This window comes from Pseudomonas sp. ACN5 (assembly GCF_002303975.1).
Classification (GTDB): Bacteria; Pseudomonadota; Gammaproteobacteria; order Pseudomonadales; family Pseudomonadaceae; genus Aquipseudomonas; species Aquipseudomonas laurylsulfatiphila.
The window spans coordinates 111,607-127,252 of the sequence record NZ_MRCP01000001.1; the positions used below are offsets into that span (position 1 = coordinate 111,607).

At 58.7% G+C, this 15,646-nt stretch carries 17 protein-coding genes, 4 tRNA genes and 1 pseudogene; 18 read left to right on the plus strand and 4 right to left on the minus strand.

Going from position 1 to position 15,646, the window contains the following annotated elements; genetic code table 11:
• Positions 1-60: 60 nt before the first annotated feature.
• Positions 61-1,065 (minus strand): NADP-dependent oxidoreductase, encoded by a 1,005-nt coding sequence (locus BSF40_RS00530; protein WP_095963716.1) that lies wholly within the window; start codon positions 1,063-1,065, stop codon positions 61-63.
• Between the two features lie 236 nt (positions 1,066-1,301).
• Here BSF40_RS00530 and BSF40_RS00535 point away from each other — a divergent pair, with 236 nt between their 5' ends.
• From BSF40_RS00535 to BSF40_RS33415, 4 genes and pseudogenes are all read left to right on the plus strand, one after another.
• Positions 1,302-2,063, plus strand: coding sequence for an SDR family oxidoreductase (locus BSF40_RS00535; RefSeq protein WP_095963717.1), 762 nt, complete (start codon positions 1,302-1,304; stop codon positions 2,061-2,063).
• A gap of 263 nt (positions 2,064-2,326) precedes the next feature.
• The gene (locus BSF40_RS00540) at positions 2,327-3,712 is read left to right on the plus strand and encodes a PLP-dependent aminotransferase family protein (protein WP_095963718.1); all 1,386 of its coding nucleotides are present in this window, start codon (positions 2,327-2,329) and stop codon (positions 3,710-3,712) included.
• A gap of 1,014 nt (positions 3,713-4,726) precedes the next feature.
• Positions 4,727-4,924, plus strand: a pseudogene (locus BSF40_RS33410) (HAMP domain-containing protein); the annotation flags it as partial.
• Positions 4,922-5,785, plus strand: a complete 864-nt coding sequence (locus BSF40_RS33415) for a methyl-accepting chemotaxis protein (protein WP_371918054.1) — start codon at positions 4,922-4,924, stop codon at positions 5,783-5,785. The pseudogene BSF40_RS33410 and the gene BSF40_RS33415, both read left to right, overlap by 3 nt.
• On the opposite strand, the gene BSF40_RS32655 is transcribed toward BSF40_RS33415, so the two are convergent.
• A complete protein-coding gene (locus BSF40_RS32655; protein WP_158247843.1) occupies positions 5,775-5,912 on the minus strand; it encodes a hypothetical protein in 138 nt (45 codons plus the stop codon). The genes BSF40_RS33415 and BSF40_RS32655 overlap by 11 nt on opposite strands.
• Positions 5,913-5,995: 83 nt before the next feature.
• Positions 5,996-6,754 (minus strand): hypothetical protein, encoded by a 759-nt coding sequence (locus BSF40_RS00550; protein WP_172435660.1) that lies wholly within the window; start codon positions 6,752-6,754, stop codon positions 5,996-5,998.
• A 384-nt stretch (positions 6,755-7,138) separates the two neighbouring features.
• Here BSF40_RS00550 and BSF40_RS00555 point away from each other — a divergent pair.
• The 4 genes from BSF40_RS00555 to BSF40_RS00570 all read left to right on the plus strand — a co-directional run bounded on the left by BSF40_RS00555 (position 7,139) and on the right by BSF40_RS00570 (position 7,551).
• Positions 7,139-7,214: transfer RNA gene (locus BSF40_RS00555), tRNA-Glu, on the plus strand.
• 2 nt (positions 7,215-7,216) lie between these two features.
• Positions 7,217-7,292, plus strand: a tRNA-Gly gene (locus BSF40_RS00560).
• A gap of 104 nt (positions 7,293-7,396) precedes the next feature.
• Positions 7,397-7,472 (plus strand) — tRNA-Glu (locus tag BSF40_RS00565).
• Between the two features lie 3 nt (positions 7,473-7,475).
• Positions 7,476-7,551, plus strand: a tRNA-Gly gene (locus BSF40_RS00570).
• Between the two features lie 58 nt (positions 7,552-7,609).
• On the opposite strand, the gene BSF40_RS00575 is transcribed toward BSF40_RS00570, so the two are convergent.
• Positions 7,610-8,479, minus strand: coding sequence for a DNA-binding response regulator (locus tag BSF40_RS00575; protein WP_095963721.1), 870 nt, complete (start codon positions 8,477-8,479; stop codon positions 7,610-7,612).
• Between the two features lie 147 nt (positions 8,480-8,626).
• On the opposite strand from BSF40_RS00575, the gene BSF40_RS31370 reads away from it, so the two are divergent.
• From BSF40_RS31370 to BSF40_RS00620, 10 genes are all read left to right on the plus strand, one after another.
• Positions 8,627-8,875 (plus strand): hypothetical protein, encoded by a 249-nt coding sequence (locus tag BSF40_RS31370; RefSeq protein ID WP_141249686.1) that lies wholly within the window; start codon positions 8,627-8,629, stop codon positions 8,873-8,875.
• A gap of 10 nt (positions 8,876-8,885) precedes the next feature.
• On the plus strand, positions 8,886-9,083 hold the full coding sequence (locus tag BSF40_RS00580; protein ID WP_095963722.1) for a Flp family type IVb pilin: 198 nt from the start codon (positions 8,886-8,888) through the stop codon (positions 9,081-9,083).
• Positions 9,084-9,141: 58 nt separating this feature from the next.
• Positions 9,142-9,333, plus strand: coding sequence for a Flp family type IVb pilin (locus tag BSF40_RS00585; protein WP_371918055.1), 192 nt, complete (start codon positions 9,142-9,144; stop codon positions 9,331-9,333).
• A 26-nt stretch (positions 9,334-9,359) separates the two neighbouring features.
• Positions 9,360-9,878, plus strand: a complete 519-nt coding sequence (locus BSF40_RS00590; protein WP_095963724.1) for a prepilin peptidase — start codon at positions 9,360-9,362, stop codon at positions 9,876-9,878.
• A gap of 15 nt (positions 9,879-9,893) precedes the next feature.
• The gene (locus BSF40_RS00595) at positions 9,894-11,222 is read left to right on the plus strand and encodes an AAA family ATPase (protein WP_095963725.1); all 1,329 of its coding nucleotides are present in this window, start codon (positions 9,894-9,896) and stop codon (positions 11,220-11,222) included.
• 15 nt (positions 11,223-11,237) lie between these two features.
• Positions 11,238-12,050, plus strand: a complete 813-nt coding sequence (cpaB, locus tag BSF40_RS00600; protein ID WP_095963726.1) for a Flp pilus assembly protein CpaB — start codon at positions 11,238-11,240, stop codon at positions 12,048-12,050.
• Between the two features lie 72 nt (positions 12,051-12,122).
• Complete coding sequence (locus BSF40_RS00605; protein WP_095963727.1) at positions 12,123-13,448, plus strand: Tad domain-containing protein; 1,326 nt, start codon at positions 12,123-12,125, stop codon at positions 13,446-13,448.
• Positions 13,449-13,456: 8 nt separating this feature from the next.
• Positions 13,457-13,936, plus strand: a complete 480-nt coding sequence (locus BSF40_RS00610) for a TadE/TadG family type IV pilus assembly protein (RefSeq protein WP_095963728.1) — start codon at positions 13,457-13,459, stop codon at positions 13,934-13,936.
• Positions 13,936-14,430 (plus strand): TadE/TadG family type IV pilus assembly protein, encoded by a 495-nt coding sequence (locus tag BSF40_RS00615; RefSeq protein WP_095963729.1) that lies wholly within the window; start codon positions 13,936-13,938, stop codon positions 14,428-14,430. Before BSF40_RS00610 ends, BSF40_RS00615 begins: the two co-directional genes overlap by 1 nt.
• Positions 14,424-15,644, plus strand: coding sequence for an AAA family ATPase (locus BSF40_RS00620; RefSeq protein WP_095963730.1), 1,221 nt, complete (start codon positions 14,424-14,426; stop codon positions 15,642-15,644). Before BSF40_RS00615 ends, BSF40_RS00620 begins: the two co-directional genes overlap by 7 nt.
• The last annotated feature ends 2 nt before the right edge of the window (positions 15,645-15,646 follow it).

Below are 15,646 nucleotides of genomic sequence, written 5' to 3' on the forward strand. Positions count from 1 at the left end.
CACCGTATTCGCGAGCAAGCCCGCTCCCACAGTGGTTTTGGGGTTAGTTCAAATATCGGGTCAAACCTTCAGCACCAGCTTCCCGAAATTCTCGCCGTTGAACAATTTCATCAGCGTCTCCGGGAAAGTCTCCAGTCCTTCGACGATGTCTTCCTTGCTCTTGAGTTGCCCCTTGGCCATCCAGCCGGCCATTTCCTGGGCGGCGCTGGCGTATTGGGCGGCGTAGTCCATCACCACAAAACCTTCCATGCGCGCGCGGTTGACCAGCAGCGACAGGTAATTGGCCGGTCCCTTGACCGCTTCCTTGTTGTTGTACTGGCTGATGGCACCGCAAATCACCACCCGCGCCTTCATGTTCAGGCGGCTCAACACCGCATCGAGAATGTCGCCCCCCACATTATCGAAATACACGTCGACACCTTTCGGGCACTCGCGCTTGAGGCCGGCGAGGACGTCTTCGCTCTTATAGTCGATAGCACCGTCGAAACCCAGTTCATCGATCAGGAACTTGCACTTGTCCGCGCCGCCGGCGATGCCAACCACCCGGCAGCCTTTGATCTTGGCGATCTGCCCGGCAATGCTGCCCACAGCGCCGGCCGCACCCGAGAGCACCACGGTGTCACCGGCCTTCGGCGCGCCGACGTCGAGCAGGGCGAAGTAGGCCGTCATCCCGGTCATGCCCAGTGCTGACAGGTAACGTGGCAGCGGTGCCAGTTTCGGATCGACCTTGTAGAAACCTCGCGGCTCGCCGAGGAAAAAATCCTGCACCCCGAGGGCGCCGTTAACGTAGTCCCCGACCGCGAAGCCCGGATTGTTCGACGCGATGACTTTGCCCACGCCCAAGGCGCGCATGACTTCGCCGAGCCCGACCGGCGGGATGTAGGACTTGCCCTCGTTCATCCAGCCGCGCATGGCCGGATCCAGGGACAGGTATTGGTTTTCGACCAGGATCTGGCCCTCCGCCGGCTCACCGACCGGTACTTGCTGGTAGGTGAATGTCTCGCGGGTCGCCGCGCCAACCGGACGTTTGGCGAGCAGGAATTGGCGATTGGTCTGGGAGGTCATGACAGGCACTCAAGATGAATGAAGCTTTGTTGATAGCCGGTCAGCGCCGATGCCGCAAGTTTGGCTGATGCGGCGAATGCAGGTTGATCCAGTGCAGTGATAGTTGGTACGGCAGTTCCATCACTGCAACTCATGGGCGCCCAACCGGAGTCCTGATAGTGCTGCCGCGTTCAGCACCTCCATGGCTAGACTGGCCCTGCGCGATACCCCGCTTAATTCTCTTCGAGGACATAACAATGAGCATGACGTTTTCCGGCCAGGTGGTTGTGGTGACAGGCGGGGCGGCCGGTATTGGCCGCGCGACCGCCCAGGCATTTGCCGCCGAGGGCCTTAAGGTCGTAGTGGCCGATATGGACACGGCGGGCGGCGAGGGCACGGTGGCGCTGATTCGTACGGCCGGTGGCGAGGCGACCTTCGTGCGCTGCAACGTTACCCTGGAAAACGATGTGAAAAATCTGATGGAGGAGGTGATCAATACTTACGGTCGCCTTGACTATGCCTTCAACAATGCCGGCATCGAAATCGAAAAAGGCAAGCTGGCCGACGGTTCGCTTGACGAGTTCGACGCAATCATGGGCGTTAACGTCAAAGGCGTCTGGCTGTGCATGAAATACCAGTTGCCGTTGCTGCTGGCGCAAGGGGGGGGCGCGATCGTCAATACGGCATCGGTGGCGGGCCTCGGGGCAGCGCCGAAAATGAGCATCTACGCCGCCTCCAAGCATGCGGTGATCGGCCTGACCAAGTCGGCGGCCATTGAGTACGCCAAGAAAAAGATCCGGGTCAACGCCGTGTGCCCGGCGGTGATCGACACCGACATGTTCCGTCGCGCTTATGAAACCGACCCGAAAAAAGCCGAGTTCGCCAATGCCATGCATCCGGTCGGTCGCATCGGCAAGGTCGAAGAAATCGCCAGCGCGGTGCTGTATCTGTGCAGCGATGGCGCGGCCTTCACCACAGGGCACTCATTGGCCGTGGACGGTGGCGTGACAGCGTTCTGAAACTGCACTCCACAATGCAGAAAACACGGAACCTGTGGGAGCGGGCTTGCTCGCGAATGCGGTGGATCAATCAATAAATATGTCGACTGACACGCCCTCTTCGCGAGCAAGCCCGCTCCCACAGTTTTTTTGGTTCCTCGAAGGGGCCGGGCAATGTGTTTCAAATAATTAGATCGAATGGTTTTGGCGGCGTTGTCGCACATGCCTTCGAATCCTCCTGTGATTAACTGCTTCCCGCAAAATCAACAGGAGTTTGCTTGCTCATGGAGTTGAGAATCGACCGACAGGCGCTGGTGCCCGTCGTACAGCAAATTGTTGACGCGCTGACCTGCTGGCTCCATTCCAGCGGGGTATCGCCCGGTACACGCCTGCCTTCGGTGCGACAGATCGCGCGGATCAATTTGCTCAGTCAGTCAAGCGTCACTCAGGCCTGTGAACGCCTGGTGACGCAGGGGATGCTGGCGGCAGGTCATGGGGCCGGCTATACAGTTGCCGACCCGGCATTGGTCGCGTACGCAAGTCACGAGCCCGCGTGGTTTGAGGGGGCCGAACCCGAGTACGGGCCGTGGTCGGGTGAGTTGAGGCTGGGCTGTGGCGGGCTGCCTGAAAGCTGGCGCGAGACCGACGATCTGATTTACGCAATCCGGCAAGTCAGTCGTACCGATACGGCCAGTCTGTTCAACTACAGCACCCCGCTGGGTTTGCCAGCCTTGCGGCAACAGATACTCAAGCGCCTCAGGCAGCTGGACATCCAGGTGCAGGACAACCGGATCATGACCACGGCGGGTGCCAGTCAGGGACTCGACCTGATTGTGCGGGCACTGTTCAAGGCCGGTGATTGTGTGGTTGTGGAGAGCCCCGGTTATCCGCTGCTGTTCGATCTGCTCAGGCTGCACGGCATCCACATGGTCGAGGTGCCGCGAACACCGCGCGGGCCGGACGTGGACGTGCTCGAATCGGTGCTGGCCAAGCACCGGCCTCAAGGGCTGCTCATCAATAGCTTCTTTCACAACCCGACCGGCAGCAGCCTTTCGCTCGGGGTGGCGCGTCGTGTGCTGCAACTGGCCAGGGCCTTTGGCGTGCAGGTGATCGAGGACGACGTCTATGCGGATTTGCGCAGCGGTTGCGGTACGCGACTGGCTGCGCTGGACGACAGCGTGGTCTACGTTGGCAGCTATTCAAAGACCCTCAGCAGTTCCTTGCGGGTCGGTTTCGTGGTGGCCGATTGCACAGTCATTACGCGTCTGGCCGAGGTCAAGATGATCTCTGGCATGGGCGCCTCGCGATTTTGCGAGGCGGTGCTGGCGTGCCTGTTGGCTAATGGTGCCTACGGCAAACTGGTGCAACGTCAGCGCCAACGCTTGAACAACGACCGGCTGGCGGTGTTGCAAATGCTCGAGGATGCCGAATGGGAAGTCTTCGGCAAGCCGGCGGGAGGCCTGTTTGTCTGGGCGCGATCACGAATGTCCGACTACGATCAGGTGCTGGCCCGGGCACGCCGTCTGGGTGTGGTGTTGTCATCGAAGAGCGCCTTCAACGCCTCGGGTGGGGTCAGTGACTGGCAGCGTATCAATGTGGCCTATGCTTGCGACCCGCGTGCCCGTGCGTTCTTTCAGGCCACTGCTCGGGATCGACCTCGAGCGTTCTGAAAGCGACGCTGGCGTAGCTTTTTGCCATTATTCCGGCGCCAGAGCCTTGTGTTGCCACTGGCCCGTTGCGAATCTGCGTCTACAGACTTTGGCAGGGGACTAAGTGCAATGAATTCGGCCGTGCAAGGACGTTTTGCCAACCTCGGTATGGCGAAAAAACTGGGTGTCGGGTTTGTCCTGGTGCTGTTATTGACTGCACTGGTGGCGGGCATTGGCGTGTGGTCCCTGCAAACCATCAGCCAGCGCTTCGACGGACTCAAGCAAATGTCATCGCTCAACAGCGGTTTGCTCAAGGTCCGGTTGCTGGAGCAGGAATACGCCTTGCACGGCAATCCGAAAACCGTCGATGCCCTGCACGAGGGCGTCGATGGCTTGATCGCACTGGCCGGCCAGCTCAAGGCCGCGTCGGCGGCCAATGTGCCAGTGATGAATGATGTCGAACAGTCACTGGGCGCTTATCGCAAGGCCTTCGACGAGTTTGTCTCGCTCACCCAGGCCAAGGACCTGGCGCTGGAAATGGCCAGTTGGTCGGTGTCCAGCGTGGCCAATAATCTTGATGTATTGCAATCGGGGCTTGCCGATGACGGCGCTTATACGCTGAAAGATTCCGAAGGCAAGGACGGCGCGCAATTCATCGAGCAGGCCGGTCAGGTCAGCCAGGTTTCACGCTTGATGCTGCAAGCCATGAATGAAGCGCGCGTGCGCCTGGATCAAAGCCGCAAAGGCGACGACAGCGCCGGGCAGGGCAAGATCGAACAGGCCAGCCAGGCATTGGCCCAGGCCGAGCAGCTCAAGACCGCGGTCAAGGACGAGGGTTACCAGACCGTCCTCAATGAGGTGACGGGTCATATCGCCGGTTTCAGTGACAAGCTCGCCGAGTACACCGGCCTGCTGGAACAGGAAAAAACCGTTTATCAACAGTTGCACCAACGCGCAGCCCAAGTGGTTGAGCGGGTGGATCAGGCTTATGTCGCTGAAGATCAGGCAATGCAGGCCGAACTGAAAAAGAACTCGATGCTGATCCTCGGCTCTTCCGCTCTGGCGTTGCTGGTCGGGCTGGTTGCTGCGTGGTTCATCACCCGGTTGATCGTGGCGCCGCTGCGCAGTGTGATCCAGGTGGCGCAGCAGATTGCTTCAGGGGATTTGAGTGCGACCATCGACGTGACCCGGCGTGACGAAATTGGCCAGTTGATGCAGGCCATGCAACAAATGGGCACCGGGCTCAGCCATATCGTCAGCGGCTTGCAGTCGGGTATCGAACAATTGGCCACTTCCGCCCAATCGCTGTCGGCAGTGACGGAACAGACCAATCTCGAAGTCAGCACGCAGAAAGAGGAAACCGAACAGGTCGCCACCGCGATGAATCAGATGACGGCCACGGTGCATGATGTCGCGCGCAACGCAGAGGAAGCAGCCCTGGCGGCGCAAACGGCTGACGGCAAGGTTGAAACTGGTCAGCAGGTGGTGCGCCAGAGCATGGCGCGGATCGAGCAATTGGCGGACTCGGCCAACTCGGCCAGCTCGAGCATTGAAAGCCTGAGTGCGGAAATCCAGAACATCGGCACGGTCTTGAGTGTGATCAAAAGCGTGGCAGAGCAGACCAACCTGCTGGCATTGAACGCGGCGATCGAGGCGGCCCGTGCGGGTGAGCAGGGCAGGGGCTTTGCGGTGGTGGCCGATGAAGTGCGTGCACTGGCCAGGCGAACCCAGCAATCGACCGAGGAAATCGAACGCCTGGTCAGCGCTTTGCGCTCGGCGGCGCAGTCGTCAGTGCAGCAGATCCAGAGCAGTGGCGAGTTGGTGAAGCTGGCGGTCAGCGATGCCTTGCAGACCGAGAGCGCACTGGGAAGTATTGCGGCGGCGGTATCGTTGATCCAGCAGATGAACCAGCAGATCGCCGCGGCAGCCGAGGAACAGAGCTCGGTGGCCGAAGAGATCAACCGCAGTGTCACCAGTATTCGCGCCAGTGCCGATCAATCATCGCTGGCGATGCAGGGCAATGCCGCCTCCAGTATCGAGTTGGCGCAACTGGGGGTTGAGCTGAAGGGGATGGTGGGGCATTTCAGGCTTTGAAATGATCATCGGCCAGGCCAAAAAAAGGATCATCACGCAATACCGGGAAACTGTAGGAGCAGCCGGTCGACGCTCGATTGCTGGCGATGGGCTCAAGTGCGCCACGTTTATCCAGTTTGCGCGTCATCGTTAAAGTCCATCGCGAGCAAGCTCGCTCCTACAGAAGAGCAAAAAAAAACCACCTTGCGGTGGCTTTTCTGTTTTCGCTGATCAGTCGTAGATCACTTTCTTTTTCCAGTCCGCGTCAGCTTCGACGTCTTTGAGGCCTTCGGTCAATTGGTTGACCTCGCCTTCGACCGGCGCAATGCGATCCATGACCTGGTCATTGGCGCGGGCCAGGAGTTTTTCCAGGTATTCCAGTTGCTCGGCGTAGACCTGTGGTTCCTGTTGCTTGCGCAGGTATTGCACGCCGCGCTCGAATGCCAGGCGAGCCTGCCCGGGCTGGTTCTGTTGCAGAGAGTGCTGGCCGAGGTTGTTGAAGAACTCGATGTGCAGCAGCACCAGGATGTGGCGCACTTCACGAATCCAGCGCTTGGCTTCGCTGGGGGGCAGGAAGCCGTCCTGTGCCGCGCGGGTAATCTGGCCGTGCAGGGCTTCAAGCAGGAAACGTACATCCTTGGCCTTGGCTTCGGTCTGGATCGGTGCCGGCGGATTGTTGACCGGGATCGATTCACCCTGGCCGACAAGGGCCTCCAGTTCGGCGATCCGTGCCTTGAGGTTGGCACTGGATTTTTCCAGGTTGAGCAGGCGCTGGCAGACATTGAGCTCCAGGCGGGTCAACAGCAGTTTGAGTGCCGGGGTCATCAACTGGCCGGGGAAAGTCTCGGTGATTTCACCGCAGCGTCGCAGACGATCGTTGAGCTCGATCTTGGTACGGGCCTTTTCCAGCTTGTTGTTTTCCACCACATGGTTCATGTAGCCAATGGCGATCAACAGGGCGATCCCGACTACAACTAGCAGGGTGATCATGAGTGGCGTCACCGGTAAGACCTCTTTTTAGGGTACGCATGCGAGTCTGGTGGCTTGGCATTTGAGCGCCTGGGCCCGCATGAAGGGTTGGATCGGACATGCTTGCGCTTATATCGGCCGCAGCCTCGCTTCTATAAATGGTGGCACGCGATATACAGATTGCCATCACTGGCGGACTATAACGTCTTGGCGAGTGCCAGAATATAGGCGTCAAACACCGGGCAGCGGAAAATCCGCAAAGGCGTCCAAAAGCAGGTCGAAGTCATTGATTTAAATAAATTTATATCAGGGGGTTGACGACCTCTCAATCCATCCATAGAATGCGCGCCACTTGCAGCGTAAAGCACACAGCGAAACGAAGCAGGGAGTGAATGTTGTACGTGTGTCCCCTTCGTCTAGTGGCCTAGGACACCGCCCTTTCACGGCGGTAACAGGGGTTCGAGTCCCCTAGGGGACGCCAATGCGGGAATAGCTCAGTTGGTAGAGCACGACCTTGCCAAGGTCGGGGTCGCGAGTTCGAGTCTCGTTTCCCGCTCCAATTTTAAACAGCGTTGCTTTCGGGCAGGGCTGAGTGAAACCAGAACCAAGTCTTCGGATGCGGATCTGGGCACCGAAACACACACCATGTGTTCCGGGCAGCGTGTCCCCTTCGTCTAGTGGCCTAGGACACCGCCCTTTCACGGCGGTAACAGGGGTTCGAGTCCCCTAGGGGACGCCATTTGCGGGAATAGCTCAGTTGGTAGAGCACGACCTTGCCAAGGTCGGGGTCGCGAGTTCGAGTCTCGTTTCCCGCTCCATATTTAACAAAAACGCCGCTCATTGAGCGGCGTTTTTGTTTGCGCTTAAAAAACCGGATCAACCGCTGAGGCTTTGTACCAGGCTTTCGAGCGCTTCAGTGGTTTTCTCATCCTGCACCTGTTGCGCAGCTGCGGCCGCTTTGAGTTGGCGTGCCAGGCGGTATTCGCTGGGCGTGCAGTTTGCGAACTGCTTGAAGGCACGGGCGAAATAGGAAGGATCTTTGAAGCCGGCCTCATAGCCGATGCTGGTAATCGGCATCTGGCTGTTGTCGAGCAGATCTTTGGCGAAGTTCATGCGCTTGTCCAGGATGTAATCCGTGAAGCCAAGTCCATTGGCTTCCTTGAACAGGCGGCTGAAGCGAAATGTCGTCATGCCGCAACGCTGCGCCAACTCCCTCTGATCGATGCTGTCTCGAAAGTGCTGTTCGATGTACAGCATGACATTGCTCAGCGCCTGGTGTTTTTGGTGTCCTGAGGTCCGCCGGATGCTGTCCGGCAGGGTCGGAGAGTGGTCGATTTGCGATGACTTGCCCTGGCCGTTGGCATTTCGGCGCAGCTCGCAGAGCTGTAGCACCGCCGCCAGGTAACGCTTCTTCTCGGTGGTCGAGAGCGGGAGCACCATGTATTCCCAGACGCTGGAGCGCATGGCCCATACCGCCAGTTCCTCCGAGTGCTGCACGGTGAACATGGTGATCGGGATGCTGGGGGTGGTGCGCTTGATCTCCAGCAATAGCTTCAAACCCGGCGTGTCAGGGCGATCAAAATGGACGCAGATCATGTCTGCCTGTTCCCTGACGGGCAGCACGGAGTTTTTTGCCAGTTTGCAGTCGCAGGCGTCCTCGAACTGCGTGACGAGTTCTTTCGTGGACCGATCATGAGTCAGATCGAACCACAGGAGCGATGGCCTTTTGGTCAAAATGGACGTCATGTCTCTACTCTTGAGGTTCTAGTGACTCTCTTTGCCAGTATTACCAATGTGCCATCAATTTGCAGATTAAATCCTGATAGAAAAGACGATTTTTAGTTCTATTCGCTCTATGGGTTATCTGGAAGGCAGCTCCGGGCGATTATTTGCTTGGGTGTCTTCGAAAAAACCGGGCTTAACCGCCTGTCGCTTGTGAATCAATGGCAATTGCCTTTGCGTTTCAATGCCTTGTTTACCCCCTCTGTTACTTCTGTAAAGGCCAAAGCTGCGTATTTGGCCACCCCGCAAAAAAGTCCTAGCGATGCGCAAAATCCTCCTAACGCCTATGCCTTGCCCCTGACTAGTGTTGCATCAGGCAGCGCAGAAAGTACTGCCTCAGAAAAAACAACATTCGAGTGAGGTGGGCAAAATGATCATGCAAACAATCAAGGCTTCGGTAGTGAAGTTCATCAAAGACGAAGATGGTCTGACTATTGTGGAATACGCGGTGGCGGGTGGACTAATAACCCTGGCGGTTGTCACTGCTTTTACCACCTTGGGCACCGCTATCACCACCCAGCTCGGTAGGCTAGCTACTTGTATGGTCCCCGGTGGGGCGTGCGTGTAAGTCTATTCCCTGTGAGAGATGCAGCAGAAAACATTCAAGTGAGGTGGGCAAAATGATCATGCAAACGATCAAGGCTTCGCTAGTGAAGTTCGTCAAGGACGAAGATGGTCTGACCATTGTGGAATACGCGGTGGCGGGTGGGCTAATAACCCTGGCGGTTGTCACTGCTTTTACCACCTTGGGCACCGCCATTACCACCCAGCTCGGTAGGCTAGCTACTTGTATGGTCCCCGGTGGGGCGTGCGTATAAGTCTATTCCTAGTGAGAGATGCAGCGATGCCTATTGAGCAGATGTTTACATCAATTGTTCTGTTAGGGCTGCTAGGTATTGCGGTGGTGAGCGACCTTCGTCGCCACCGCATCCCCAACCTGCTGGTTCTTTTAGGACTTGTTTTGGGTTTGACCAGTCAGGCTTACGCCAGTGGAGTTGAGGGGCTTGGTAATGCTGCGCTGGCCATGCTGATCGGCTTTGCAGTGTTTCTACCCTTGTACGCCCTAGGCGGTATGGCCGCCGGGGACGTCAAGTTGATGGCCATGGTTGGATGTTTTTTTACACCGCTTGACGCGTTGTGGACGGCGCTTTTCAGTCTGGCGGCCGGTGGTTTGTGCGGTTTTTTGATCATCCTTTTTCGTGGCCAGCTGCTGCAAACCTTAGCGCGCTACGGGTTGATATTAAGGGCACGAACCTACTTGGCTCCGGCGGTAGATGAAGTGGCTGGAAAGCCTTTCCCATACTCCGTTGCAATTTTGCTCGGAACCCTGGCCAGTGGCTATTGGCTGCAGATCGGCCCATAGCCCAGGAGGCTAGTCATGCACGTCATCGTCGAAAGTGATGCCTACCCCAGCGATCGGGGAGCGGTGCAACGCCTGGCTCCTCAGCCCTGCACTGTCCGCGAAACTGGCCTGACGGACAGTTTTCTCGGTGAGTTGGTGTGCAAGCATTTGTTTGATGCCGGGGTGCTGGACATGTCGCGGCTGGTGGATCGCCTGGCGCTGACCGGCGCGGTACTTGAAGAGGTCCTGGCGTTTCTGCGCAAGGATGGCCGTGTCGAAGTGCTCGGCCAGGCGAGTCAAACCGGCGGGCAGATGTTGCGTTATGGCCTGACCGAACGTGGTCGCAGTGCCGCCCGTGATGCCCTGTCGCGCAGTGGCTATATCGGTGCGGCACCGTTCCCGGTGAGTACCTACCGCTCCCTGATCAAGCTACAGACCATTCACCATGGTCGCATCAACGCCAACGATATGCGCCATGCCCTTGCTGGCGTTGTGCTCACGGAGGAGATGCTCGATCAACTGGGTGTGGCGATGAACTCCGGGCGCGCAATCATGATTTATGGCCCCGCGGGTACCGGCAAGACTTATGTCAGCAGTCGGCTGATCCGTCTGTTCGCCGAGGCCATCTGGATCCCCCATGCCATCGTCATCAACGAGGCGGTGATCGAGATCTATGACCCGCAGGTGCATCAGCGGCTCGATGACAACGCTCAGCAGAACAGTCTGATGCTCAACGAAGGGATCGACCGTCGACTGCTGTGCTGCAAACGCCCGATCGTCATCACGGGCGGTGAGTTGAGCATGGAGCAACTGGACGTTCGCTATGACCCCTTCACCCGTCAGTACCAGGCCGCCTTGCAGCTCAAGGCCAGCAATGGCCTGTTCATCATCGACGACATGGGGCGCCAGCGCATGGCACCTGCCGAGCTGTTCAATCGCTGGATCGTTCCGATGGAAGAGAAACGCGATTTCCTTAACCTGGGTGGTGGTCGGCATTGCGAGCTGCCATTCGATCTGATTCTGGTGTTTTCCACCAACCTCAATCCTCTGGAGCTGGCCGATGAGGCCTTCCTTCGCCGGATTGGCTACAAGCTGCAGTTCGGTTACCTGAAGCCCGAGCAGTACGAAAAGATCTGGCGACAGGAAAGCGAGCGTCTGGGCATTTCCTATGACCCGCTGCTGGTGCGTTATGTGCTGCAAAGGCTTTATGCAAGTGAAGGCATGCCCCTGGTGCCTTGCCATCCCCGTGATCTCCTGAACATGGCACTCGATCGCCAGCGTTATATGGGCGGTTCCGGACCACTGTCACCGAAAGAGTTGGAATGGGCCTGGCACAACTACTTCGTCCAGCTCGACTTTCTTTGATACGGAGATACTGACATGAGCTCTCGTACTCTTACCTTGATAGGCGTTTCCCTGGTCATGGGCCTTGGGGCTGCATGGATGGCCGACTCCTGGCTGAGCGCGCGGCTCAATGCCAGCCCGGATGACCACCTTCGAAACGTGGTGGTCGCCACGGTGGAGATTCCATTCGGGCAGATGGTCGAGGCCCAGCAGGTCACGACCGTACGCATGCCCATGGATACGATCCCGGACGATGCCTTCGATGCCAGCGAAAAAGCCGTGGGCAAGATCGCAACGTTCGACATTCTCAGGGGCGACATTGTGCGAGGCGCGCGTCTGAGTGAGCACCTGGGGGGGAGCACCCTGGCTTCTTTGATTGCGCCTGACAAACGCGCCATATCGGTACGTGTGGACGATGTGGTCGGCGTGGGTGGATTCCTGTTGCCGGGAAACCGGGTCGATGTATTGGCGACCAAACGCACGGAGAATGCTGGCAATAACGCTGTGTCCAAGACCATCCTCGAGAATTTACGGGTGTTGGCGGTGGACCAGACTGCAGGTACCGACAAAACCCAACCGGTGGTGGTGCGTGCAGTGACGCTGGAGATGACGGCCGCAGAGGCTGAAGCTCTGGTCACGGCGCAGACGGAAGGCAAGTTGCAACTGGCGCTGCGTAACCCACTGAATCTCGAGAAGAAAACTGCGACCGTTGCACCAGCAGCACCTGCTGCGCCGGCCATGGCCGTGGCCACCGTCGCGGCGCCAAAGCGCGTGGTACAGCGCAGCGGCGAGGGGGCGGGTATCACCGTTATCCGCGGGACTGAAGCCAAAGTAGTCAACATTCGCTGACTTTGCGCAGCTGCCTGGGTACCACGTTATTGGCGGAGCCGATCCGGATCAGTATCGGCAATCGAGGGCTTGATGATGAATCTTCGTATTCAGCGGCCGTTCACTTCGACGCCAAGGCGCCAGGAAGGATCGGTGAGTGCATTGATGGTGATCGCGTTGGCGGCGATGGCCATGATGGCGGCGTTGGCTCTGGACGGCGGGCATATGATGCTGAACAAAACACGTCTGCAGAATGCGGTGGACGCCGCCGCCCTGAGTGGCGCCAAAACCCTGAGTCAGGTGGGGGGGGGCATCACCGGTGCCAGTACGACGCAAACCGCAGCGCTCAATACGCTGATACAGAATGCTAATGCCACAGGCAACAACGAATTGGCCACGGCGATAGGCGGCAACGCCAGTGCATTTGCAGTGGTGGAACTGGCAAGCAGCGTCTATGGCCCGTTCTCTTATCCTGGGCCGACGGATGCCAAGTACGTTCGGGTATCGGTATCGAGTTATGGCCTGACGGAGTTTTTCTGGAACTTCGCCCAGTCAATAGGCGTCGTGGGGAACAAGGCGGTGGCGGCGATCGCCACCGCAGGTCCCAGCCCTACTAGCCCCTGCGATCTCGCGCCTTTGATGGTCTGTGGTGACCCGGCTCAATACAACCCGGGCGCCGGTATGTTCTGGGGCTTCCAGTTTGGCGATTTAAATGTATTGAAGACGGCTTCCGGCAATAAGTCGCCCATTGGTCCAGGCAATTTTCAGTTGCTCGATTTTGGCTCGGGCGGCAATGCTGTCAGGGAGGAGATGGCCGGAGGCGGCAAGGTCTGCCGCAATGTGGGAGACAACGTCACGACCGAACCTGGCAACAAGGTCGGCCCTGCGTCTCAAGGCCTGAATACGCGCTTCGGCATCTACAACGGCCCGGTCAGTGCCTCGGCCTATCCGCCGGACCTGGTGACCACGTCCAGTAATCCCGCCATCACTGACGACGGTACAGGCCCGAAGTACCGGGGGCAAACCGTTACCTCGAGCAATGGCAATCTCACGGCAGGCGGCAACCCGATACTGGACTACAACGACTGGCGTGCGAGCGTTGCCGCGTGTGTGGCGGGGGGCAGTGGCTGTCAGAGCAATGGGGTGTTCGAGCGCCGGATGCTGAAAATCGTGGTGGGCAACTGCGCAGGAAAAAATAGTGGTTCAACCTCGATCCCCGTCCTCGGTTTTGGCTGTTATTTCGTGGTGCAGCCCATGGATGGCGGCGGCGGGGAAGCTGAGATCTTCGGCCAGTTCGTGAAGGAGTGTGAAGGCGACAACGTAGCCGGCCCCTCGCCGTCAACCGATTCCGGCCCGCAGATCATTCAGTTGTACAAAACCTATCTCACCGGCAGCGGTACTCCGAGCACTGACTCGTAGGGGGCGTCATGAGACTTTATGGATTTAAACATCGGCAGTGCCAGCAAGGCCTGGCCATGGTGGAATTCACCCTCGTCCTGCCGGTGTTGCTGTTGCTGATGCTGGGCTTCGGCGAGTTCGGTCGCATGTTCTATCAGTACAACGTGCTGCTGCAGGCCAGCCGCGATGCCGACCGTTTCGTCGCCAGTCAGGCCTGGGACTCGACCCTTGGCGCGGTCGCTCTGAGCAATACGCTACTGACCCAGACGAAAAATGTTGCGGTATATGGCGTGCCGGCCAATACCGGCACCGCAGTGTTGTCAGGGCTGACGACTGGCAACGTGGTCGTCGCCGCAGTGGGCACCGACCATGTGCGGGTCACCATCACTTACACGTTCTGCCCGGTGATTGGCGCTGGCAATTGCGCCGGAGCGCTTCCCGGTTTTTTTGGTAATCAGATTGCACTGGGCATTCCGCTGGTCGCCACTACCGTGATGAGGGCCCTGTGATGAACAGAAAACACATGCGCGGCACCTATACGGTGGAGTTCGCCATCGTTGGTCTGCTGGTGTTCACACTGTTGTTCGGCGTAGTGGAAATGGGCCGCCTGTACTTTACGGTCAATGCGCTGGATGAAGCCGTGCGTCGTGGTACGCGCTTGGCGGCGGTGTGCAATATCAGCGATCCGGTGGTGTTGCGGCGGGCGATCTTCAACGCGGCGGGGAATGCAGGTAATAGCCAGCTGATCGGCGATCTGGCCACCACCCACCTGACGCTGACCTATCTGGACGTCAATGGTGCTCTGGTGGCAAACCCCGCTGACACTGTCAGCGCCAACGGTTTTCGTGCCATCCGCTATGTCCGGTTGAGTCTGCAAAACTTCGTTTTCAATCTGTTCATTCCCGGGTTCGGCGTGCCCATCACCTTGCCTGCATTCAGGGCAACGTTGCCACGTGAAAGCCTCGGGCGTCATTCCGATTCCGGGGAGATCACGCCATGCTGAATACCAAGGAAACTCCAGCCTCTACCTCGACCGGCAAAGCCGGGCTACGGTTGCTGATCAGCAGCCGTGATGCCACGTCGTTGCGCGACCTGCAAGGCGTCTGCCAACGCATGCCCAGCCTGGAGGTGAGCACTCGGCTGGTGAGCAACGGGCATGTCGACCCGCTCTACGGTCTGGACCGGATGCCCGATCTGTTGCTGTTGCGCGTCAGCCATCTGTGGCGCGAGGAGCTGGCGGCACTGTTGCAGCGCCCGGCCCATGAGCGTCCGCCGATGCTGGTGTGCGGACTGCTGAGTGAACAGGAAGGCATGCGCCTGGCGATGCAGGCCGGCGCCCGTGACGTGCTGCCCGAGCCCGTCGCCGAGACGGAACTGGTCGCCGCCTTGAATCGGCTGGTTATGGAGGTTCGGACCGGCAGCGGGACAGAGGGGAAATTGCTCGCCGTGATCAGCGCCAAGGGCGGATCGGGCGGCACCATGCTGGCTTGCAACCTGGCTCAGCAGCTCAGCATGAAGGGTGGCAGTACCCTGTTGCTGGACATGGACCTGCAATTTGGAAGCGTGACGCATTACCTGGATGTGGCGCAAACCCACAGCCATCTGGAGGTGTTGCATCAGATCGACGGCATGGACAGTGTTGCGCTACGGGGTTTTTGCAGCCACTTCAGCCCGACTTTGCATGTGCTGGGTGGCCGTGCCGGAGAGCTGTGTCTGCCGCAGGATGCCCAGCCTGAGCAACTTGACACCCTGATGCAGTTGGCCCGCGCCAGTTATGACTGGGTAGTGATCGATCTGCCACGGCAAATCGACCACCTCACCGGCTCCGTACTGGAACAGGTCGATCGGGTGTACGTGGTGGTGCAGCAGAGCGTCAGCCATCTGCGCGATGCCAGCTCCCTGGTGCGGATTCTTCGCGAAGACCTGGGTGTGCGTGGGGATCAATTGCAGATCGTGGTCAACCGCTATGACAAGTCGGCAGCGGTCAGCCTCAAGGATATCGGCGAGGCGCTGCGCTGCACGAACCTGTCGAAATTACCCAACGACTTCAACCTGGTCAGCCAGAGCCAGAACACTGGCGTGCCGTTGGAGCTGCATGCTCCGAAGGCGGCGATCACCGCTGCCCTGCGCAACGTGGCCGATGACCTGGTCGGCAATCAGATGGCTGGAAAAAAAGGCGTGTTCAAACGCGCCTTCAACCGTTTTTTCGGGGGGTGACC